The organism is Brenneria corticis, assembly GCF_003115855.1.
GTDB lineage: Bacteria > Pseudomonadota > Gammaproteobacteria > Enterobacterales > Enterobacteriaceae > Brenneria > Brenneria corticis.
Window position 1 is genome coordinate 245,672 of the sequence record NZ_KZ819074.1, and the last position, 21,059, is coordinate 266,730.

The window sequence follows — 21,059 nt, forward strand, 5'->3', positions numbered from 1 at the left end:
CAGAATCGAGTGATGTGAAGAAAAAGAATACAACATATTAACTGCCGTTTATCTCTCTCATTTTTCCAGTACAATCAGCTCAACAAGTTCCAACACATGCCGATATAAAACAGCAATCTTATTTACGGCAATGCTGAAGAAATTAGCTGGCGCAAACAATGAATCTAGAAGAAATCACAGCGTTAACCACTCATGACATGACGGCCGTTAATGAAGTAATTCTTGAGCAACTGAACTCGGATGTCGTTCTCATTAACCAACTCGGTCATTATATCATCAGCGGCGGCGGTAAGCGTATCAGACCGATGATCGCGGTACTCGCCGCCAGGGCGCTCTCCTATGAGGGACGCAAGCACATTACCGTGGCCGCGCTGATCGAATTTATCCATACCGCCACGCTATTGCACGATGACGTGGTGGATGAGTCCGATATGCGCCGCGGCAAAGCGACGGCCAACGCCGCGTTCGGCAACGCCGCCAGCGTACTGGTCGGCGATTTTATCTACACCCGTGCTTTTCAGATGATGACCAGTCTGGAGTCGCTGCGCGTGCTGGCGCTAATGTCGGAAGCCGTCAACGTGATTGCCGAAGGGGAAGTGCTGCAGCTGATGAACTGTAACGATCCCAACATCACTGAAGAAAGCTACATGCGGGTGATTTACAGCAAAACCGCGCGCCTGTTTGAGGCTGCCGCCCAGTCATCGGCGATTCTGGCCGGGGCGACCTCCGTGCAGGAAGAAGCATTACGGGATTACGGCCGCTATCTGGGAACCGCCTTCCAGCTTATTGATGATTTGCTCGATTACAACGCCGACGGCAAAACGCTGGGTAAAAATACCGGCGACGATCTTAATGAAGGCAAACCCACCCTGCCTCTGCTGCATGCGATGCATCATGGCAACGCCGAACAGAGCGCCATGATTCGTCAGGCGATAGAAGAAGGCAACGGACGTCACCTGCTGGAGCCGGTACTTGCCGCCATGCAGCAATGCGGTTCGCTCAGCTATACCCGTCAACGCGCGGAAGAAGAGGCCGATAAAGCGATTGATGCGCTACGGCCGTTACCGGAAACCCCTTTCCGCTCGGCGCTTGAAGGCCTGGCGCATTTAGCGGTGCAACGGGATTTCTGACCGCGTTGCCCGGCAGCGAGTCAACTATGCCGTCTGGTCATCCGCGGTATTTTCCAGACGGGACAGCATCGCCAATGCGCCTTCGCGCAGGATAAAATTAATCAGCCGGGACTGCTCGCTTTCCGAAAGCTGATGGAAAATATGTATCCATGAGGCCAGTAACGTCGGTTCTTGCCTAATTTGTTGATATTCCGCCACCGCGCCCTCTTTCAGCAACAGCGAATTTCTCACTTCCTGCGGCAAACTGCGAATGGAATACTCGACGCCGCGCCCCTGGACGCCTTTGCGCCTGCGCTTCTCCCAGCCATCCTCGCGGGCCCGCTTGTTGATGCCTTGCGGCGTTTTAGGCAATCCGCCAACGCCGGTCAACTCATTGGTTGCAAACCACTCTTTATCCATACCCATCACTCCCTTGTTTATTCCCCGGGCAGCCTCAGCGGCTGCCAAATGGTTTCCAAATAATAAACCACAATTACCCAAACATCTAACTTTATCCTGTTATTGGTTCGTATAATCGATAGGGAAATCCATAAGCATTACGCTAAATGCCGGCGGGACGGGCATAAAGAGAGGAAAAAATAATGGAAACGTCGGGGAAATGCCATCATGGCGACAAAGGCGGATGGCACAGGCAGGAATGCGGATTATTCGGCGTCGGTCGGCGCGGCGAACCGCTCTTCCGTCGCCGTAAGCCCAAGCTGGCACAGCATGGTCGATACGCCGACGCGCAGAACGTAGGCAATCAGGTCATCTCTCTCTTTATCTGAAAGCTGGTGGTAAATCTGCATCCAGATGGCTTGGCTGGCGGGCTGCAGGGGCGCGTAATCCGGAGGGTCGCTCTCCTGCAGCAGCGATTGTCTCACCGGGTCGGGCAGGCTGTGAATGGAATATTCCACCCCTCTTCCCTGGACGCCTTTACGACGACGTTTTTCCCATCCGTCTTCACGAGCACGTTTGTTCAATCCCTGTCTTGATTTCGGAAGGCCGCCAATGCCAACCAGTTCGCTGGTAGCAAACCACTCTTTTTTCATCGCCTTTCATCCTGATAGTGCCATTCCTAACAAAAACGGAGTTATTTGGAAATTAATTGAGAAATTTATAGAAAATTGATGCTATATTATTTCCAAATAATGGTAACACGTTAGCCTGGCATATAACTAACATTCGTTATTTATACCACTAATACACAGTCGTCTTATAGCAATAAAAGGAAGGATTATGACTCTAAGGAAACATGACTGGCATCCCGCTGATATCATTGCCGCTTTGCGCAAAAAAGGCACGACGCTGGCTGCGGTATCACGTGCTGCCGGATTAAGTTCATCAACGTTGGCCAATGCGCTGTCGCGCCCATGGCCGAAAGGGGAGTGGTTGATAGCCGATGCGTTGGGGATCCATCCATCAGAGATCTGGCCGAGTCGATATTATGATCCGGAAACCAACGAGCTTATTGACAGAAAAAAACTTATTCGGTCCCAATAAGTAAAGAAGCCGGAGGTAAAATCTCCGGCTCTGATTCATATCACGAAATTTCAGCGTTGCTTAACCTTTGATAAAAGACTCGCCTAATTCGATATCCTGATTCAGCGTATCCAACATATTTTTAAGCGCCGCCTGTTCAAACGCACTCAGCGTACCGATCTCTTCGCGTTCAACAATACCGTTTTTACCCAACAGCACCGGCTGGGCAAAGAAGCGGGCATATTGGCCGTCGCTCTCCACATAGGCGCATTCAACCACGCCGTTTTCCCCCTGCAGCGCACGAACCAGAGACAGACCGAATCGCGCGGCCGCCTGCCCCATCGACAAGGTTGCGGATCCGCCGCCGGCTTTCGCTTCCACCACTTCAGTGCCCGCATTCTGGATGCGTTTCGTCAGATCCGCCACTTCCTGCTCGCTAAAGCTCACGCCGGGAATTTGCGACAATAGCGGAAGAATGGTCACGCCGGAGTGCCCGCCGATGACGGGGACGTTGACATCTTCCGGCTGCTTGCCTTTAAGTTCGGCAACAAAGGTATTAGAGCGGATGATATCCAGCGTGGTTACGCCGAACAGTTTATTTTTGTCGTAAACGCCGGCCTTCTTAAGCACTTCGGCCGCAATGGCGACGGTCGTATTGACCGGGTTGGTGATAATGCCGATACAGGCTTGCGGACTGGTGCGGGCAATTTGCTCGACCAGATTACGAACGATACCCGCATTGACATTGAATAAGTCCGAACGGTCCATACCCGGCTTACGGGCGACGCCGGCGGATATCAGCACGATATCCGCGCCGACCAGAGCTGGCGTGGCGTCTTCGCCGCTATAGCCCTTGATTTTGACCGCTGTAGGAATATGGCTCAGATCGACCGCAACGCCCGGGGTTACCGGCGCGATGTCATAGAGAGATAATTCTGAACCTGAAGGAAGCTGGGTTTTGAGGAGGAGCGCAAGGGCCTGACCAATGCCGCCTGCCGCGCCAAGAACTGCAACTTTCATCCTAAACTCCTTATTATCGTAAAGTACAAAAATGCCGTGAATTCATTTAGTTATAGAATCAACATCAGAAGAAAAAAACAAAGCGTATTTACTTACCGTCAGCGAAAAAGAGTTGCCTAAAGATTGAAAAATACCCTATGTCTATAATAATAAACCAAAAAACGCTATTAATTAGAAAGGTAAGTAAAGTTAATGGGCATGTGGACTAATAATGAAGCGCGCATTTATGATCGGTTAACCAGGGAGCTAGGGTACACCGATCGAGAATAGTTAAACAACATCATTCTGATAACATTTGATTCACTTTTATGTGACCTGTGACGCATTTTTCAGATACGCCGGGGAGATGGTTTTTTTTATGGCGGCGATTCCTTGCCCGCTACCCTGCGGGCCGCCGCTTGGCGATATAATACGCAGCATAGTTGCATAAAAATTCACTAATCTGCATAATAACGCCACAGATAACCACATGAATCCGGTGCAGAATGCGTAACTCGACAAAACAGGAAGACTTAGTTAAGGCGTTCAAGGCGCTGCTGAAAGAAGAAAAGTTCAGTTCTCAGAGCGAGATCGTCCAGGCTTTGCAGGAAGACGGATTTGAAAACATCAATCAGTCCAAAGTCTCGCGCATGTTGACCAAGTTTGGCGCCGTGCGCACGCGTAACGCCAAAATGGAAATGGTTTACTGCCTGCCAACCGAACTGGGCGTGCCCACCACCACCAGCCCGCTCAAAAACCTGGTGCTGGACGTCGACTTCAATGATTCCGTAGTGGTTATCCACACCAGCCCCGGCGCGGCGCAGCTGATTGCCCGCCTGCTCGACTCATTGGGTAAATCGGAAGGGATCCTCGGCACCATCGCCGGCGACGATACCATCTTTACCACCCCGGCCAGAGGATTCAGCGTTAAGCAGCTCTACGAGGCGATTCTGGTATTGTTCGAGCAGGAGCTCTAGCCCGACGGCAATAACCGACGGCCCGTAGGGTGACGGGCGAGGGATAGCCCGTCATAAATAGAGCGTAATCGCCGTAGCGCCGGCTACCGCTGATTACCTCAAAGAGCGGGCAATTCGGCCAGCGGCCAACGCGGGCGCACCGTAATGCCGAGATCCCGGCTTTCTCCCTGTTGCAGACGAACCGTCCCCGCGTAGGCGATCATCGCGCCGTTATCGGTGCAAAACTCCGGCCGGGCATAAAACACCGCCCCGCCCCGTTTTGCCATCATCTCGCTCAGACGCTGGCGCAGCGTACGGTTGGCGCTCACCCCGCCCGCCATCACCAGCCTTTTGAACCCCGTTTCATCCAGCGCGCGACGGCATTTAATCGCCAGCGTATCCACCACGGCATCTTCGAAAGCACGGGCGATGTCCGCCCGGGTTTGTTCATCATCGCCGTTATTGCGGATAGTGTTGGCGGCAAAAGTTTTCAAACCGGAGAAGCTGAAATCCATCCCTGGACGATCGGTCATGGGACGCGGGAAGGTAAAACGCGCGGCGTCGCCGGCCTGCGCCATTTTGGACAGCATCGGCCCGCCGGGGTAGTCCAGTCCCAGCAGTTTTGCGGTTTTATCGAACGCCTCGCCCGCGGCATCATCGATTGATTCCCCCAGCAACCGGTACTCGCCGATCCCGGTCACGCTGATAAGCTGCGTATGACCGCCGGAAACCAGTAACGCCACAAAAGGAAACTCGGGCGGATTATCTTCCAGCATCGGCGCCAGCAGATGCCCTTCCATATGGTGCACGGCGACCGCCGGCACGTTCCAGGCGAACGCCAGCGCGCGGCCTACCGTCGCCCCGACCAGCAACGCGCCCGCCAGTCCGGGACCGGCGGTATAGGCCACGCCGTCAATATCGCCGGCGGTTAAATCCGCTTCACGCAGCGCCGCCTGGATCAGCGGCACCGTTTTTCGCACGTGATCGCGCGAAGCCAGTTCGGGAACGACGCCCCCGTAATCGGCATGGAGTTTTACCTGGCTGTATAACTGATTAGCGAGTAAACCGGCCTGCGTGTCATAGATGGCCACGCCGGTTTCATCACAGGATGTTTCAATACCCAATACGCGCATTACGGTTCCTACTTTTATTAGGGACAAGCCCGCATTAATATGCGGGAGGTTACTGACAAAGTTGCCTGTAAGCCTGTGATACCCGGGCCTACCGTACCGAGGGGCTATTATGGGACACATCCTTGTGTCCCACCCTGGTGGGCCAGCATAAATGCTGTTCAAATTTGCTCCCGGCAAATTTGTCGGCGGCTTACGCCGCTACGGCCCCTCGCCACGCTCTCTCTAATAACGAGCTTTGTCGATGTCAACGATCTGCGGCTTGCTTCATGCGGCGAATAGTCTACCATAAGCTTCCCGGTTTCTGCGCCGGCGAAGGCTGCGCGTTTTATGATCGTCCAGCCCCTTTACAAGGGCGCCCTGTTTGCAGTAGAATTCCGCACCATTTTGAAAAGGCTGGCACAAGGCCAGCGGCAAACCGAATTTATTGAGGTGAGAGGCACATGCCGGTAATTAAAGTACGTGAAAACGAGCCGTTCGACGTAGCTCTGCGTCGCTTCAAGCGTTCCTGCGAAAAAGCAGGTGTTCTGGCTGAAGTTCGTCGTCGTGAGTTTTATGAAAAACCGACTACCGAACGTAAGCGCGCTAAAGCGTCCGCAGTAAAACGTCACGCGAAGAAACTGGCTCGAGAAAACGCACGCCGCACTCGTCTGTATTGATTTTCCGGAGGTTCTTCCTCCACCGCGTGATTAATCCGCAGACTTAGTAGTTGCATACGAAGGCCGTGCATTTCCGAAAGGAATGCGCGGCTTGTTGTCGTTTATAAGCTGTCGTTTATAAGTTTAAGAAACAGGGGCTTATGGCTGGACGAATTCCACGCGTATTTATCAATGACCTGCTGGCTCGCACCGACATCGTCGATCTTATCGACGCGCGCGTCAAACTGAAAAAGCAGGGCAAGAATTATCACGCGTGCTGTCCGTTTCACCACGAAAAAACCCCCTCATTCACCGTAAACGGCGACAAACAGTTCTACCACTGCTTTGGCTGTGGCGCTCACGGCAACGCCATCGACTTTTTAATGAACTACGATCGTCTCGAGTTCGTTGAAAGCATTGAAGAGCTCGCCACCATCTACGGCCTTGAAGTGCCGTATGAAACCGGCACCGGGCCAACCCAGCTTGAGCGCCATCAACGACAAAGCCTGTACGCGCTGATGGAAAAACTGAGTTCGTTCTATCAGCAAACGCTGAGTCAAACGGCCGGCGCCCCGGCCTTGCATTATCTGCAACAGCGCGGCCTCAGCGCCGAGGTGATTAGCCATTTCGCCATTGGTTTCGCGCCGGCAGGCTGGGATAACGCCTTAAAGCGCTTCGGACGCAATAATGACGATCGCAGCGCATTGAACGATGCCGGCATGTTGGTGACTAACGATCAGGGCCGCAGCTACGATCGTTTCCGTGAACGGGTGATGTTCCCTATCCGGGATAAACGGGGACGGGTTATCGCCTTTGGGGGACGGGTATTAGGCGACGGCGTGCCGAAATATCTGAACTCGCCGGAAACTGAAATCTTCCATAAAGGCCGCCAGCTCTATGGCCTGTATGAAGCGCAGCAGAACCATCCGGAACTTAAGCGGTTACTGGTGGTTGAAGGGTATATGGACGTGGTTGCCCTGGCGCAGTTTGGTATTGATTATGCGGTTGCGTCGCTGGGAACCTCCACCACCGCCGACCATATTCAGCTACTCTTTCGCGCCACCGATCAGGTCGTCTGCTGTTACGACGGCGACCGGGCCGGACGGGAAGCCGCATGGCGGGCGCTGGAAACCGCCTTACCCTATTTGAACGACGGCCGCCAGTTGCGCTTTATGTTTCTGCCGGACGGTGAAGACCCCGACACGCTGGTGCGTAAAGAAAGCAAAGCCCTGTTTGAGCAGCGCATGGAGCAGGCGTTGCCCCTGTCGCAGTTTCTGTTTGAAACCTTGCAACAGCAGGTGGACATGAGTTCGCCTGATGGGCGGACCAAGCTCAGTTCACTGGCGCTGCCTTTGATTGGTCAGGTGCCCGGTGAAACGCTACGCTTGTACTTGCGCCAGCAGTTGGGCAATAAACTGGGGATTCTGGACGACAGCCAGCTGGACAGGCTGCTGCCAAAAGTGGCCGATCATGCTCCGTCGTACCAGCCGCCCCAGCTAAAAGTCACAACTATGCGTATACTTATAGGGCTATTAGTTCAGAACCCAAGACTTTCAGCAGAAGTGCCTGAACTGGCGCTGGAAGACATTGAAGAGAGCAAAGTGGCCGGCCTGTCGCTGTTTCGGGATCTGGTAAAAACCTGCAACGCCAGCCCCGGAATGAATATGGGTCTGCTGCTTGAGAAATACCGCGACAGTAAATACCGCAAGCAGCTTGAAACCATGGCTTCCTGGAACCATATGATCGAAGAGGATGAACTGGACGATAAGTTCAGGATAAGCCTGGCGGAACTCTACGATCAACTGCTGAAACAACGTCAGGAAACATTAATCGCCCGTGAGAGAACCCACGGGCTTAACGCCAAAGAGAGAAAAGAACTTTGGTCGTTGCAACTGGCTCTAACCAGAAAAAACTGATTACCGAGGCTTAATTGCCGATAAATAGCAGGGTAGAGCCCTGCAAAGTGCCGCTACAGGGGCCGCGGCGATAAGAAAAAATACCCTAAATGCTATTGTTGGCGAACTACGCCGACCGACACCAACCCAAATACTCTGAAGTGTGGATACCGTCTTATGGAGCAAAACCCGCAGTCACAGCTAAAGCTACTTGTCACCCGTGGTAAGGAGCAAGGCTACCTGACCTATGCTGAGGTCAATGACCATCTGCCGGAAGATATCATCGACTCCGACCAGATCGAAGACATCATCCAGATGATTAACGACATGGGCATCCAGGTGATGGAAGAAGCGCCGGATGCCGATGATCTGTTGCTGGCAGAAAATACCAATGACGCAGACGAAGACGCGGCGGAGGCTGCTGCTCAGGTGTTATCCAGCGTTGAGTCCGAAATCGGCCGCACCACCGATCCGGTCCGTATGTATATGCGTGAGATGGGTACCGTCGAACTGCTGACGCGCGAAGGCGAGATCGATATCGCCAAGCGTATCGAAGACGGTATTAACCAGGTGCAATGTTCCGTCGCCGAATATCCGGAAGCGATCACCTATCTGCTGGAACAGTACGATCGCGTCGAGGCGGGAGAAAGCCGCCTGTCCGATCTGATCACCGGCTTTGTCGATCCCAACGCCGAAGAGGATATCGCGCCGACCGCGACCCACGTCGGTTCCGAGCTCTCCAGCAAAGAAATAGAGGATGACGAAGAAGAGGACGATGACGACGACAGCGACGACGATAACAGCATCGATCCGGAACTGGCGCGCCAGAAGTTCAGCGACCTGCGCGAGCAATATGAAACCACCCGTCAGGTGATCAAGGCCAATGGCCGCAGCCACGCGAAATCGGCCCAGGAAATTCTGAATCTGTCCGAAGTCTTTAAACAGTTCCGTCTGGTGCCTAAACAGTTTGATTTCCTGGTCAACAGCATGCGCTCCATGATGGATCGCGTGCGTACTCAGGAACGGCTGATCATGAAGCTGTGCGTGGAACAGTGCAAAATGCCGAAGAAAAACTTCGTCACGCTGTTCTCCGGCAACGAAACCAATGACTCCTGGTTTACCGCCGCCATTGCCATGTCCAAGCCGTGGTCTGAAAAGCTGCATGAGGTTGAAGACGACGTTAAGCGCAGCCTGCAGAAATTGCACCAGATCGAAGAAGAGACCGGTTTAACCATTGAGCAGGTTAAAGATATCAACCGTCGCATGTCGATTGGCGAGGCGAAAGCCCGCCGCGCCAAAAAAGAGATGGTTGAAGCCAACCTGCGTCTGGTTATTTCCATCGCCAAGAAATACACCAACCGCGGGTTGCAGTTCCTTGACCTGATTCAGGAAGGCAACATCGGCCTGATGAAAGCCGTGGACAAGTTTGAATATCGCCGCGGCTATAAGTTCTCAACCTATGCCACCTGGTGGATCCGTCAGGCCATCACCCGTTCCATCGCCGACCAGGCGCGCACCATCCGTATTCCGGTGCATATGATTGAGACCATCAACAAGCTCAACCGTATTTCACGCCAGATGCTGCAGGAAATGGGCCGCGAGCCGACGCCGGAAGAGCTGGCCGAACGCATGCTGATGCCGGAAGACAAAATCCGCAAGGTGCTGAAGATCGCCAAAGAGCCGATTTCGATGGAAACCCCGATCGGCGATGATGAAGATTCGCATCTGGGCGACTTTATCGAAGACACCACGCTGGAGCTGCCGCTGGATTCCGCCACCTCGGAAAGCCTGCGTTCGGCGACGCACGACGTGCTGGCCGGTTTAACCGCGCGCGAGGCGAAAGTGCTGCGTATGCGCTTCGGCATCGATATGAACACCGACCATACGCTGGAAGAAGTCGGCAAGCAGTTCGATGTGACCCGTGAACGTATTCGTCAGATCGAGGCGAAAGCGCTGCGTAAACTGCGTCACCCGAGCCGCTCGGAAGTACTGCGCAGCTTCCTGGATGACTAATCCGGTTTTAAATGTTGGTTTCGTACCGTTAAATAACCCCGGCCTGCCGGGGTTATTTTTTTATATGCAGCGCCTGGTGCAACGCCCGATAAGACGCCGCCAGCGACTCCAGCGTCGCGCGATTCAGTCCGCTGGGATTCGGCAACACCCAAACCTGCGTTTTGCCGATGGTCAACGCCTGACGTCCCCACTCCACCTTCCTGATACCGAAAGCCTGACTGAACGCCTGCTTGCCCAATACGGCAAGCGCCTGCGGCTGGTAGCGCTTTATCTTTTCAATAACGGCTTCACCGCCCTGCAAAAGCTCATTCCTTTTCAATTCGGTCGCTTCCACCGTTGCCCGCTCCACCAGCATGGTAATCCCGCATCCGGTATCCAACAGGCGCTGTTCCTCCTGCGGAGTGAGCAAACGCTCGGTAAATCCGGCCTGATAAATCACTTTCCAGAAACGGTTGCTGGGGTTGGCAAAATGGTAACCATAGGCGGCGGTCGATAATCCCGGATTGATGCCGCAAAAAACGACCTGCAGGTTGGTTGCCAGAATATCGGTGATCATACTTTCTCTTTGCGCCATGTTATCCGCGGTTGTCGAAAAATCTAATAATAATAACAATAAGCTATCCTGCATAGAAAACAGACATCCGGCCGAACAACTATAGACCTTTCCCCGCACATTACCGTATAATCTCCGCCCGTCCGGCCCCTTAGCTCAGTGGTTAGAGCAGTCGACTCATAATCGATTGGTCGTTGGTTCAAACCCAACAGGGGCCACCAGCATTTCAAGGAGTTACGTTAACCGCGTGGCTCCTTTGTTTTTTCGGGGATATGCCGGGGATATTTTGCCAGAGTAATCATAGTGATTATTGCCTGTTTTATGCCACTCCATAGCCTCGCCATCCTACCTTGTAACGATAGTCGCCACTTAAATAATCCTACCTCGGACACTTCAAGCATGTACGACATTACCTCCACGCTACTGGCCTGATCGATAATTCAATTGATTATTTTTCAAGAATTGAACGGCTCCCCTCTCTTGCCATAAGATAATCACGATTAAATAAGAAAAATATTACTTTTTACTTATAATTAACTTATACTAAACACGGTATGATTCTTTAAAAACTGAGGGATTATGGTTCAGGTCAGTTGGTCAAAACGGGCATTAAAACAACTCGGCGCGATTGACACCAGATATCGGAAGCGCATCAAGGACAAAGTGGGTGAATTAACCGGTTTCCCTGATGTGAAACTGGATCTGAAAAAGCTCGAATCATCTGGCAAGCAGTATCGGTTAAGGGTTGGCGATTACCGCATCATCTTTGAGTTAATCGACGGCACACCGCAAATTTGCGAGATACTCGAAGTCAAGCGCAGAACGTCAACCACATACTGAAGCAGGCCCCCCACCAACGCCCTAAGTTGAAAGAGATTTCGCCAACCGACGTTAAATGTTGGAGCTACTATGAGCATACAAGTTATACGCGACAAAAACGGCAACCCTGAGTATGCCGTGGTTCCATACGAGCTGTATCAACGCCTGATTTCCAATTCGGACGACGACACGCTCTATGAGGGGATTCCTTACACATCTGACGACGACGATGATGTGAGCATTCCTCATGAAGTGGTCAGTATTCACGTCGATCAGGACGTAAGCATACAGGCCGCGTGGAGAATTCTACGAGGGCTATCACAACAGGAAGTTGCTAAAGCGCTCGGCATTACCCAGGCCGCAGTTTCTCAACTGGAATCACCGGATTCCAGACCTCAGAAACGTACCAGAAATAAACTGGCTGAATTGTATAACTGCAAGCCAGAGCAGTTAATTCTGTGATAAACAGCCCGGATAGTCCGGGCTACCCTTAGACTTTCTTTAGTCCCATTAATCAACGGAATGGAAAAGAGCCGCTCCAGGCGCTCCATGACCCGACATACAACGCCGCGTTGACGCCCACATCCTGCAACGCGGCGACCAGCCAGGCGGAAGCGATGCCGGAGCCACAGTAAGCCACAATCGGGCGGGTGCTGTCCGGCAGGTTGAGCGACGCCGCCAGACGTTTTCGCTGTTCATAAGGCAGCAATCTCCCCTGTTCATCCTGCAGGGATGCGACGGGAAGATTGATGGCGCCAGGCAAATGAGAAAGAACGACGCCATCACCGGCAAACGCGCTTTGATTGCGCGCATCCACCAGCAGAAAATCTCCGGGGTTGCGGGCAATCTCTTCGGTGGTGACTTGCTGAAAAAAGCCCGCGGGCGGCGTTGCGTTTTTATCCGCGCGGGGATCGTCCTGCCGCCAGCCTTTCAGGCCGCCGTCCAGAATGGAGACGCGATGATGCCCGGCCCAGTTCAGCACCCACCACGCTCTGGCGGCATGGCTGCCGTTTCCGGCGTCATAGACCACGACATCGGTGCCGTCATCAATGCCCGCCTGCGCCAGCCAGACCCGCACCGCGGCCCGTTCAGGCAACGGCAGACGGCCACGTTCACCGCCGCCCTTCCCCGCATAATGGGTGGCGATCCAGGTTGGCTGCGATCCCGGGATCAGGTTATCCGGGAGCGTGGATTCTTCCGTCACAAACAGCAGCGCGGCATCGGCCGGCAGCCGGGAAATAAAAGGAGATAGCGTGCTCGACGTCATAGCGTTTTCTCATCAATTTTTAGTTTTTGCCAGTAGGGTAATGCCCACGGAGGCCGGCATACGCAGGCTCATTACGGCGCTGGCGACGGCAAGCAGCGCCAGCAGCAGATAGGTCCACAACAGGCTGTCCAGGATGTTTATTCCCGGCAGGCTGGTAAAGATATGCAGCAGCAGCGCCGCCAGCGCCACGCCCAAAGCGGTAGTCAGGTTCTGTATGGATAAAAAGAAGCTGGTCGCCGCAGGCAGGCGCGACTTTTCCACATCGGCATAGGCCAGCGTGCCGTAAGCGTTCATCTGCAATGAGCGCGCCCAGCCGAAACCAAACAGCGCCAGCACATAAATGATAACGGCATCCCGCGGGTCGAGTATGCCCGCCAGCGCCAGACAAACGCCGGCAAACGCACCGTGTAGCGCCAGCCCGTTGCGATACCCCAGTCTACGCAGCAGCCGCGTACTGAAAAACTTCATGCCCAGGCCGCCCGCGGCAGGTATCAACACCACCATCCCGGCGTGCAGCGGGCTGTAGCCATGGCCTTGCTGTAAGGTGACGGGCAGCAGAAACGGCAGCCCCCCCACCGCGATGCGGAATACCGAACCGCTGAGCATGGAAGCGCGGAAACTGTATAGTTTCAGCAGCGACAGGGTGAGCACGGGGGACGCAACGCGTCTGGTATGGAACCGGTAGACGATAATAAACAGCCCCCCCGCGGCGATGGCGGCGGAAGCGCTAAAGGGGTCATGCCGTACCTCTCCCAGCGCGATCAGCCCATAGACCAGGCAGGTAAACCCCAGCCCGGTGAGCACAGACCCGGTTTTATCCAGCGTCACCGCGGGATCGCCCGCCGTCGCGGGTAAAAAACGCCAGATTAGTCCGAGGGAGAGCAGGCAAAGGGGCACGTTCACCCAGAATATCCAGCGCCAGTCCAGCCAGGTGACGATCAGCCCGCCGAGGAAAGGACCGATCACCGGCGCGATCATGGCAAGCAAAATAACCAGCGCCATCGCTTCCACCAGTTCATGTTTCGCCGCCGCGCGCAAGACAATCAACCGCCCCACCGGCGCCATCAGCGCGCCCGCCAGCCCCTGGATAAAGCGCAGAACAATCAGCACCTGCGCATTTTGCGCAAAGCCGCACGCCACGGATACCAGCATAAAAGCGACGATCGCCAGAGAAAACAGCGACTTGTCGCCAAAACGTTCGGCCAGCTTGCCGCTTACCGGGATCAATACCGTCAGTCCCAGCAGATAGGCGGTAATGGTCGCGCTTAACGTGATGACATCGCTGCCAAGACTCACGGCCATATCCGGCAGGGCCGGAGCGACAATCGAAGAATCAAGCTGCTCGATAAAAAACACCGCCGAAACAATCCAGGCGACGCGACGGGTTGCCGGAGAGAGCGGCGGCGTCGCATTCTGCGCTGAGGAACTAAGCGTGGTCACTCTGACTCCTGTAATCCTGGCGATACGGCATCGCCGCCAGCGATCAGGTCGCGCAGGAATTGCCTTACCCGCACGCGATCGTCAGGCGAGTTTTCCCACTGCTGACGAGCAAAAGCGCCGGCCACTTTGCCGGGGCGATCAAACACCAGTACCCGGTCAGAGACGTCCAGCGCTTCATCAAGGGAGTGGGTAATTTGATATACGGTCTGCCCGCGCGCCCTGGCAATCTGTATAAAGTCGCTGCGCAATGCGCCGGCCGTCACTTCATCAAGGTGCCCGAACGCCTCATCGGCGATCAAAATATCCGGTTGAGTAATCAGCGCCCTGGCAAACGCCACGCGCTGGCGCATACCGCCGGATAGCTGGTGGGGAAAGGCGTGTTCGTGGCTGGCAAGGCCCACTCTGGCAAGCAGCTCGGCGGCCGTATCGTCGGCGGCTTTGTTGCGCGTACGTAAGATTTCCAGCGGCATTAATACGTTATCAATGGCGCTACGCCACGGCAGCAGCCGGTCGCTCTGAAAGACGCAGCCGATACGCCCGCGCAGGTGCTGAAAGTCATGAAATGGGTCGACGCCCAGCACCCGCACCTTGCCCGATGAAACGGGCAGCAACCCCAGCAACAGGTTGACGCTGGTTGATTTGCCGCATCCGGTGCGTCCGACCACGCTGACATGCTCCCCGGCGTTTATCTGGAAATCCAGGTCAGCGATGGCGGCGGTATTGTTTGCCCCGCCGTCACGCAGGAAGTGGCGGGAAACGTGGGAAAAAACGATAGACGGCTCAGTTGACATGATCGCGCACTCCATCTTCATGGCGATAAAAGAGGTAATGGCGCTCAGCCAGGCTTATCACCGCGTTGATGACAATCACGAACAGCACCAGCACCGCCGTCCAGGCAATGGTTTGATCCATACGAAACATCTCCTGAGAAATACGCAGTTCGTGTCCGATACCGGTAATGCCCCCCAGTAACTCCGCCATAATGGTCACGCGCGTGGCATTACCGATATTGATGCGCCACCCGGTAAGCAATGCGGGCAGCACCGCAGGCCACCACAAGATGCGCGCTTTTTGCCAGGGCGAGGGGCGCAGCGAACGCACCAGCTCAACCCAGTCGCGCGGGATACTGCGCAGCGCATCGCGCGACTGATAAAAAAACGTCGGTAACGCGGAAGTCACGACGACAAAGGCGATACGCGCTTCGCTATCGGCAAACCACAGAATGGCGAACAGCACCCAGCACAGAGCGGGGATCCCCTGTTTCAGCTCGACCAACGGCAGCAGAAAACGCTCAACGTGCGCATTCCACGCGGCAAGCAGCCCCAGCAGGGAAGAAATCACAAAGGACCCGGCGAGATAAATAAGAATGCGCGCGTAAGTCGTGCCGACTGACGACCACCCCTCGCGGCTGGACAGCAGGGTGAATATATTGTCGAGAATCTGCGCCAGCGGTGGAAAAAACATCGGCGTGGAATAGCGGGAAGCCCATTCCCAGGCCACCAGCAGCGACACTATCGCCAGGACGCCCTCCCAGGGCACCCGGCGCCGGCTTTTTTGCTTCTGTATCATCTGGCTCACGCAATCAACGCTCAAAGTTAAAATCAGGGACCAGCGAATGCAGTTCGGCATCCGTCAGAGGACGAGGCAACAGTTTCGCTTCCGGCAGCAGTTTCTGAGTCAGCAGCGCGATAGTGTTGCGATGCGGAGCCAGCGGCTCAATGCGGATTAAATTGCGGTAGCGGCGCAATACCTGCTCCATCGACGGCACATCCAGCTTGGCGTCTTTCGCCACCAGCTTCGCCGCCTCTGCGGGATGCGCGGCGATAAACTCGGCCGCTTCGCGGTTTGCGGCATAGAAGCGACGGGCCAGATCCTGATTTTCGGGTTTGGCGATCCAGTCGCCGGAAACGCCGGTGGTGACCTGCGGGACGAAATCCGTACCGGAGATTTTTTTCCACAGCGCCTGGTTAAACACCGGGATAGTATGGATTTCGCCTTTTCCTTGCTGCACGGCGGCGGCGCCCTCAATGGGGTTAACCAGCAGCGCATCGACCCGGCCCAGCTGTAATTCCGCCAGGAATGCCGCCCCGCGAACGCTGGATGATTTCACCGTCAGTTTGTTCATATCCAGGCCCTGTTGCTCAAAGAACCATTTGGATAATGCCCAGCCGCCGGAAATAGTGTCGGCCAGCAGCGTTTTGCCCTGCAAATCATCCAGGGTCTTAATCGCGGGATCTCTCAGCACGATATCGGATTCAAAATTGAATACGTTCCACAGCAGAGCAATATCCGCCCCCTGCTGTTTAAAACGGGACACCGCGGGTATCGCCGCGCAATAGCAAAAAGGATCTTTACCGGTGGCGAAATCCGTATACGCCACGTTCGACGGCTTCTGGGTAACATTGAGTTTAAAACCGTGTTTTTTATCCAGCTCCAGATGCCGGATTAAGGCCGGGATCCAGACGCTTTGCGACGGAGCGGCAAACACCGTGATATTTAATTCAGGTAAATCTTCCGCTTTGGCGCTGGTGGCAAAAAACGACGACAGCAATATTGCTGAAACCAAAATACGAATAAATTTATTAAAATAGCTCATGATAATCGCCAATAACTCAGTCAATAACCGCACGATGCAGCACACGTTGCTGACCGCCATAATTAAACACGCCCCGATGGTGAACGACCCGGTTATCCCATATCAGCGTGGCGCCGTCCTGCCAGTGATACTGGGCGACCACCTCCGGTGAGCGCAGATATTCAAAAACGATATGTAAAACATGGTCGCTGACAATACGCGGCAGCCCCAGCACGCGCTGGGCATAGAGCTCGCAGGGAAAGAGTTGCTTAGCGCCCGTTTCTGGATGAACCCGCACCAGCGGCACCTGTAACGGCGGTGTTTTCTGGCGCGCTTCCAGCAACAGCTCCGGCTGGTGATAAGACATGGAGATCAGCCCCATCTGGTCGCCATTGTGGATAACGCTCAGGGTGTCCAGCCAGGCTGCCAGCTTCGGATCAAGCAGACGATAAGCCGCCGTGGCGTCCGCAAAGAGGGTTTCGCCGCCGAAACCCGGCGCTTTCACCGCGTGCAGCGCGGTGAATTTTTGCGGATTGGGGCGATAAGCCTGATCGATATGCCAGATGTAATTGGTGCGTGTTTTCTTGTGGGAAGAATCAATGGTATTCACTTCTCCCGCCCCGGTACGCGGCGCTTGCGGGTTGCCGGCAAAGCGGGGGGAACCAAATAAGTGAGAAAAATGCTCAAAGGTATCCTCATTGACGGAGCCCGGCACAAAAGAGAGGAATCCATATTTCAGCAATGAATGATAGAGAAATTCACGTACGGGTTCGGCGACCGTTGCGCCTTCTTTTTTTAACGAAAATCCTTCGACAATACCGCCGACGACCGGGGTAAACGGCGTAATACGGATATCCTGAAAAACTTCCGGCTGATGACGAAAGGTTTGCGGATCCAGCACCGGCGGCTGATGGACTTCTGGATCAAGCGGTTGATGGCGATGAATAAAATCAGAACTCATTAAGAATACCTGCCCTACTTTTTGAGCTCATTAATATTCATAATGTTGAATATATGATTAGCTCAGATTGAATAAGTGTTCTCAAAGTACAGGCGGGAATAACGGAATTTAAATATATATTAATGAAATGTTAATGCGGATGTTGTATTAAGGGCGTGCCGGCCCCCGGCTGATGGAATACCGGGGGCTACGGCAAATTTCATGCGTCGCCAGGAAATCGCACCGTGGCGAACACCAGTTCATCGCCCTGGAGGTGAGCGTAAACAGGTTCATCGGCCAGCGGTTGTTGCGCCGCCGTTTCGTCGGGCTCCTCCTCCCCTACTAGCGCCGAGAGCGCAGCGACCAGGTTCGCAGGCTGCCCATCGCTCACCGCATACGTCACCGATTTCGCTTCACGGGTGGCGTATACCAGCCCCGCTTCGCGCAACACCGCCAGATGCTGGGAAAGACTCGGCTGACGAATATTCAGCTGCGTTTCCAGCGCCGATACCGTTTGCGGCTGCCGGTGCAGCAGCAGCGCGATATGCAGCCGGGTCGGGTGCCCCAGCGTTCGCAGCAGCGTCGCGACTTCTTCTCGTCTGGTTGCCGGCATCATCACGACTCCTTTTCCACGCGCAGTGGATTGGCGCAGGTTTTGTAGTACCAGTCCGGCGCGCCGGTATCCCCCAACCGGGATCGGGCGCCCTCCACGGTGCGCGGAGGCGGCACGATAACGTCCTCGCCTGGCTGCCACTCCGCCGGGGTGTAATACGGCAGTTCATAGCTGAGTTTTATCGCCTCAAGCTGGCGCAGCAACTCCTGAACCGAACGCCCCGTAGAGATGGGATACCAGTTAATCGCCTGAATAATGCCTTTGGGATCAATCAGAAAAGTTCCCCTGATGGTGCCGGATGAGTGCGAGTTGCGCGGCAACATGCCAAAAGCCCGCGCCACCGCCATAGAGGGATCTTCAATCAGCGGGAAAGGAATATCGACATTGAAATTGACTTTAATGCTGTTCAGCCAGGCCAGGTGAGAATAAAGCCCATCAACCGACAGACACAATAACTGGCAGTCAAGCGCTTGAAAATTTTCCATTTTATCGGCGAAGGCCATCAACTCGCTGGTGCAGACCGGGGTGAAATCCGCCGGGTGTGAAAACAACAGCACCCAGCGCCCGCGGAAGTCGCTCAGACGAATGTCGCCATGGGTCGAGCGGGCGACAAAATCCGGGGCTTCATCATACAATAATGGCGGTATGTAATAGGCTGGCGATGTCGTTTCCTGTTCTGTCCTGGTCATAAATTGTCTTCCCTAATACGCATTCAATACATTCAATATGTCATATATAAAAACCGTCGTCACGGGAGAGGCTTATGCGTTTATCAGCAAAATAAAGCTATTTTTATCGCAGTCGGCGTGGAACCCCGGCAATACGGATGCCCGACGCGGGACAAGGTAATTAGCTGATTGAAAAAACAATTGAGTTTGTCGCGGGTCGTTGCCCTTCACGCCGGCTGAAACCAGCTGATTGTCGTGACCGGGGTCACATAACCAACGGATGGCATTGCCGTAAACGGGTGGGATCGTATAGTGTTTCTCCCTAGGACGTTACCGCGCTACGCGGGCGAGACTTGGGCAAAGGCGAGTGGAATACACTCTCTTTTGCCCAAGTTTTTTTTTGCCTGTCATCCACCTCCGCGGCGAAAATGCGGAAATCGGGCCCGGCGTAACGTTGCTGTGATGAAAACAATGAGGAGAAACAATATGAAAGCATTCCCCACCGGTTTTTTATGGGGCGGCTCTATGGCGGCCAATCAGGTTGAAGGGGCGTGGAATGAGGACGGCAAGGGCGTCTCTACCTCCGACCTTCAGTTGCAGGGGGTGCACGGCCCGGTGACGGCGCGCACGGAAAACATAAGCTGCATCAAAGACGTCGCCATTGATTTTTATCATCGCTATCCGCAGGACATCCGGCTGTTTGCCGAAATGGGGTTTAAGGTATTGCGCACCTCCATCGCCTGGACGCGCATTTATCCCGCCGGGGATGAAGCCCAGCCCAATGAGGCGGGATTGGCGTTTTACGACGCTTTATTTGACGAAATGGCGAAGCACCGCATCCAGCCCCTGATTACCTTATCCCACTATGAAATGCCTTATGGCCTGGTAGAGAAACTGGGCGGATGGGGCAGCCGTGAAACCATCGATCATTTCGAAAAATACGCCCGCACCGTTTTCACCCGCTATAAAGACAAGGTGAAGTACTGGCTAACCTTTAACGAAATCAATATGGCGATACACTCGCCCTTTACCGGCGTAGGACTTGTCGGCGAGCCATCCAAACAGGCCATTTATCAGGCGATCCACCATCAGCTGGTGGCCAGCGCCCGAGCGGTGAAAGCCTGCCATGAGATCATCCCGAATGCGAAAATCGGCAATATGCTGCTGGGCGCGGTGCGCTACCCGATGACCTGCCATCCGAAAGATGTGCTGGAAACGCAGAAAAAAAACCGCGAATGGCTGTTTTTTGGCGACGTGCAGGCGCGCGGCGCCTATCCGGTATGGATGAAACGTTATTTTAAAGAAAATGACGTCGTCCTGGAGATTACCGAGCAGGACAGGGACGAGCTGCGCCACACCGTGGACTTTGTCTCATTCAGCTATTACATGAGCGGTTGCGCCACCTTCGAGCCGGAGAAATATCAGTCCTCGCGCGGCAATATTGTGCGTTTAATTCCCAACCCGCACCTTAAAGCCTCGGAGTGGGGCTGGCAAATCGACCCCGAGGGGCTGCGCTTTTTACTGAACGAACTCTACGACCGCTATCAGAAGCCGCTGTTTATTGTCGAAAACGGCTTGGGCGCGCGCGATGTGGTTGAAGCCGACGGCACGATTAATGACGGCTACCGTATCGATTATTTGCGCCGGCATCTGATTCAGGTACGCGAAGCCATTGACGACGGGGTGGAACTGCTGGGCTATACCAGTTGGGGACCTATCGATCTGGTGAGCGCCGGCACGGCGCAGATGTCGAAGCGCTATGGCTTTATCTATGTCGACCGTGACGACGCGGGACAGGGAACGCTGGCGCGCCGGCGTAAAGACAGTTTCTACTGGTATAAAGAAGTCATTGAAAGCAACGGCGCATCGCTCTGATTCACCGGCCGGATAACAGACGAGCGCAGCGTTTGCGCGGCGCTCGTCAAACCCGGCGGGATGCTTCTCCGCGCACGGTTACACTCC

The 21,059-nt window shown here is 54.5% G+C and carries 22 protein-coding genes and 1 tRNA gene; 10 read left to right on the forward strand and 13 right to left on the reverse strand.

Annotated elements, in window-relative coordinates; all coding sequences use genetic code 11:
• Positions 1–158: 158 nt before the first annotated feature.
• Positions 159–1,130 (forward strand): octaprenyl diphosphate synthase, encoded by a 972-nt coding sequence (ispB, locus tag DDT56_RS06235; protein ID WP_136165612.1) that lies wholly within the window; start codon positions 159–161, stop codon positions 1,128–1,130.
• A 24-nt stretch (positions 1,131–1,154) separates the two neighbouring features.
• Here the strand turns inward: ispB and DDT56_RS06240 are convergent, their stop codons facing one another.
• Positions 1,155–1,529, reverse strand: a complete 375-nt coding sequence (locus tag DDT56_RS06240) for a DNA-binding protein (RefSeq protein WP_136165613.1) — start codon at positions 1,527–1,529, stop codon at positions 1,155–1,157.
• Between the two features lie 245 nt (positions 1,530–1,774).
• Positions 1,775–2,161, reverse strand: coding sequence for a DNA-binding protein (locus tag DDT56_RS06245; RefSeq protein ID WP_136165614.1), 387 nt, complete (start codon positions 2,159–2,161; stop codon positions 1,775–1,777).
• Between the two features lie 187 nt (positions 2,162–2,348).
• Between DDT56_RS06245 and DDT56_RS06250 the strand changes: the two genes are divergently transcribed.
• Positions 2,349–2,612, forward strand: a complete 264-nt coding sequence (locus DDT56_RS06250; RefSeq protein ID WP_136165615.1) for a helix-turn-helix domain-containing protein — start codon at positions 2,349–2,351, stop codon at positions 2,610–2,612.
• A gap of 60 nt (positions 2,613–2,672) precedes the next feature.
• Here DDT56_RS06250 and mdh read toward each other — a convergent pair whose 3' ends face one another.
• Positions 2,673–3,611, reverse strand: a complete 939-nt coding sequence (gene mdh / locus DDT56_RS06255) for a malate dehydrogenase (RefSeq protein WP_136165616.1) — start codon at positions 3,609–3,611, stop codon at positions 2,673–2,675.
• A gap of 485 nt (positions 3,612–4,096) precedes the next feature.
• On the opposite strand from mdh, the gene argR reads away from it, so the two are divergent.
• Complete coding sequence (argR, locus tag DDT56_RS06260) at positions 4,097–4,567, forward strand: transcriptional regulator ArgR (protein WP_009114482.1); 471 nt, start codon at positions 4,097–4,099, stop codon at positions 4,565–4,567.
• A gap of 98 nt (positions 4,568–4,665) precedes the next feature.
• Here argR and tsaD read toward each other — a convergent pair whose 3' ends face one another.
• Positions 4,666–5,679 carry a tRNA (adenosine(37)-N6)-threonylcarbamoyltransferase complex transferase subunit TsaD gene (tsaD, locus tag DDT56_RS06265; RefSeq protein WP_136165617.1) on the reverse strand — a complete coding sequence of 338 codons (1,014 nt, stop codon included), beginning with the start codon at positions 5,677–5,679 and terminating at the stop codon, positions 4,666–4,668.
• A gap of 440 nt (positions 5,680–6,119) precedes the next feature.
• Between tsaD and rpsU the strand changes: the two genes are divergently transcribed.
• The 3 genes from rpsU to rpoD all read left to right on the forward strand — a co-directional run bounded on the left by rpsU (position 6,120) and on the right by rpoD (position 10,222).
• On the forward strand, positions 6,120–6,335 hold the full coding sequence (rpsU, locus tag DDT56_RS06275) for a 30S ribosomal protein S21 (RefSeq protein WP_001144069.1): 216 nt from the start codon (positions 6,120–6,122) through the stop codon (positions 6,333–6,335).
• Positions 6,336–6,475: 140 nt separating this feature from the next.
• Positions 6,476–8,230 carry a DNA primase gene (gene dnaG / locus DDT56_RS06280; RefSeq protein WP_136165618.1) on the forward strand — a complete coding sequence of 585 codons (1,755 nt, stop codon included), beginning with the start codon at positions 6,476–6,478 and terminating at the stop codon, positions 8,228–8,230.
• Between the two features lie 156 nt (positions 8,231–8,386).
• Positions 8,387–10,222 (forward strand): RNA polymerase sigma factor RpoD, encoded by a 1,836-nt coding sequence (rpoD, locus tag DDT56_RS06285; protein WP_136165619.1) that lies wholly within the window; start codon positions 8,387–8,389, stop codon positions 10,220–10,222.
• Between the two features lie 52 nt (positions 10,223–10,274).
• On the opposite strand, the gene mug is transcribed toward rpoD, so the two are convergent.
• Positions 10,275–10,778 (reverse strand): G/U mismatch-specific DNA glycosylase, encoded by a 504-nt coding sequence (mug, locus tag DDT56_RS06290; protein WP_136165620.1) that lies wholly within the window; start codon positions 10,776–10,778, stop codon positions 10,275–10,277.
• A 142-nt stretch (positions 10,779–10,920) separates the two neighbouring features.
• Here mug and DDT56_RS06295 point away from each other — a divergent pair.
• The 3 genes from DDT56_RS06295 (at position 10,921) to DDT56_RS06305 (ending at position 12,056) form a co-directional block, all read left to right on the forward strand.
• Positions 10,921–10,996 (forward strand) — tRNA-Ile (locus DDT56_RS06295).
• Positions 10,997–11,354: 358 nt separating this feature from the next.
• Positions 11,355–11,615, forward strand: coding sequence for a type II toxin-antitoxin system RelE family toxin (locus DDT56_RS06300; RefSeq protein ID WP_136165621.1), 261 nt, complete (start codon positions 11,355–11,357; stop codon positions 11,613–11,615).
• Between the two features lie 69 nt (positions 11,616–11,684).
• Positions 11,685–12,056, forward strand: a complete 372-nt coding sequence (locus DDT56_RS06305) for a helix-turn-helix domain-containing protein (RefSeq protein ID WP_136165622.1) — start codon at positions 11,685–11,687, stop codon at positions 12,054–12,056.
• 52 nt (positions 12,057–12,108) lie between these two features.
• On the opposite strand, the gene DDT56_RS06310 is transcribed toward DDT56_RS06305, so the two are convergent.
• The 8 genes from DDT56_RS06310 to DDT56_RS06345 all read right to left on the reverse strand — a co-directional run bounded on the left by DDT56_RS06310 (position 12,109) and on the right by DDT56_RS06345 (position 19,118).
• The gene (locus DDT56_RS06310) at positions 12,109–12,861 is read right to left on the reverse strand and encodes a sulfurtransferase (RefSeq protein WP_136165623.1); all 753 of its coding nucleotides are present in this window, start codon (positions 12,859–12,861) and stop codon (positions 12,109–12,111) included.
• Positions 12,862–12,873: 12 nt separating this feature from the next.
• Positions 12,874–14,301: an MFS transporter gene (locus DDT56_RS06315; protein WP_168197582.1), complete on the reverse strand. Its 1,428-nt coding sequence runs from the start codon at positions 14,299–14,301 to the stop codon at positions 12,874–12,876.
• The gene (locus tag DDT56_RS06320; protein WP_168197583.1) at positions 14,298–15,092 is read right to left on the reverse strand and encodes an ABC transporter ATP-binding protein; all 795 of its coding nucleotides are present in this window, start codon (positions 15,090–15,092) and stop codon (positions 14,298–14,300) included. The genes DDT56_RS06315 and DDT56_RS06320 overlap by 4 nt, the downstream gene beginning before the upstream one ends.
• The gene (locus DDT56_RS06325) at positions 15,082–15,870 is read right to left on the reverse strand and encodes an ABC transporter permease (RefSeq protein ID WP_168197584.1); all 789 of its coding nucleotides are present in this window, start codon (positions 15,868–15,870) and stop codon (positions 15,082–15,084) included. The genes DDT56_RS06320 and DDT56_RS06325 overlap by 11 nt, the downstream gene beginning before the upstream one ends.
• A gap of 13 nt (positions 15,871–15,883) precedes the next feature.
• A complete protein-coding gene (locus DDT56_RS06330; RefSeq protein ID WP_168197585.1) occupies positions 15,884–16,897 on the reverse strand; it encodes an ABC transporter substrate-binding protein in 1,014 nt (337 codons plus the stop codon).
• A gap of 16 nt (positions 16,898–16,913) precedes the next feature.
• The gene (locus DDT56_RS06335) at positions 16,914–17,837 is read right to left on the reverse strand and encodes a TauD/TfdA dioxygenase family protein (RefSeq protein WP_136165628.1); all 924 of its coding nucleotides are present in this window, start codon (positions 17,835–17,837) and stop codon (positions 16,914–16,916) included.
• A 199-nt stretch (positions 17,838–18,036) separates the two neighbouring features.
• Entirely contained in the window at positions 18,037–18,432 is a 396-nt protein-coding gene (locus DDT56_RS06340; RefSeq protein WP_136165629.1) for an ArsR/SmtB family transcription factor, read from the reverse strand.
• Positions 18,432–19,118, reverse strand: a complete 687-nt coding sequence (locus DDT56_RS06345; RefSeq protein WP_136165630.1) for a peroxiredoxin — start codon at positions 19,116–19,118, stop codon at positions 18,432–18,434. The genes DDT56_RS06340 and DDT56_RS06345 overlap by 1 nt, the downstream gene beginning before the upstream one ends.
• A 465-nt stretch (positions 19,119–19,583) precedes the next feature.
• Between DDT56_RS06345 and DDT56_RS06350 the strand changes: the two genes are divergently transcribed.
• Positions 19,584–20,972: a glycoside hydrolase family 1 protein gene (locus DDT56_RS06350; protein WP_136165631.1), complete on the forward strand. Its 1,389-nt coding sequence runs from the start codon at positions 19,584–19,586 to the stop codon at positions 20,970–20,972.
• The last annotated feature ends 87 nt before the right edge of the window (positions 20,973–21,059 follow it).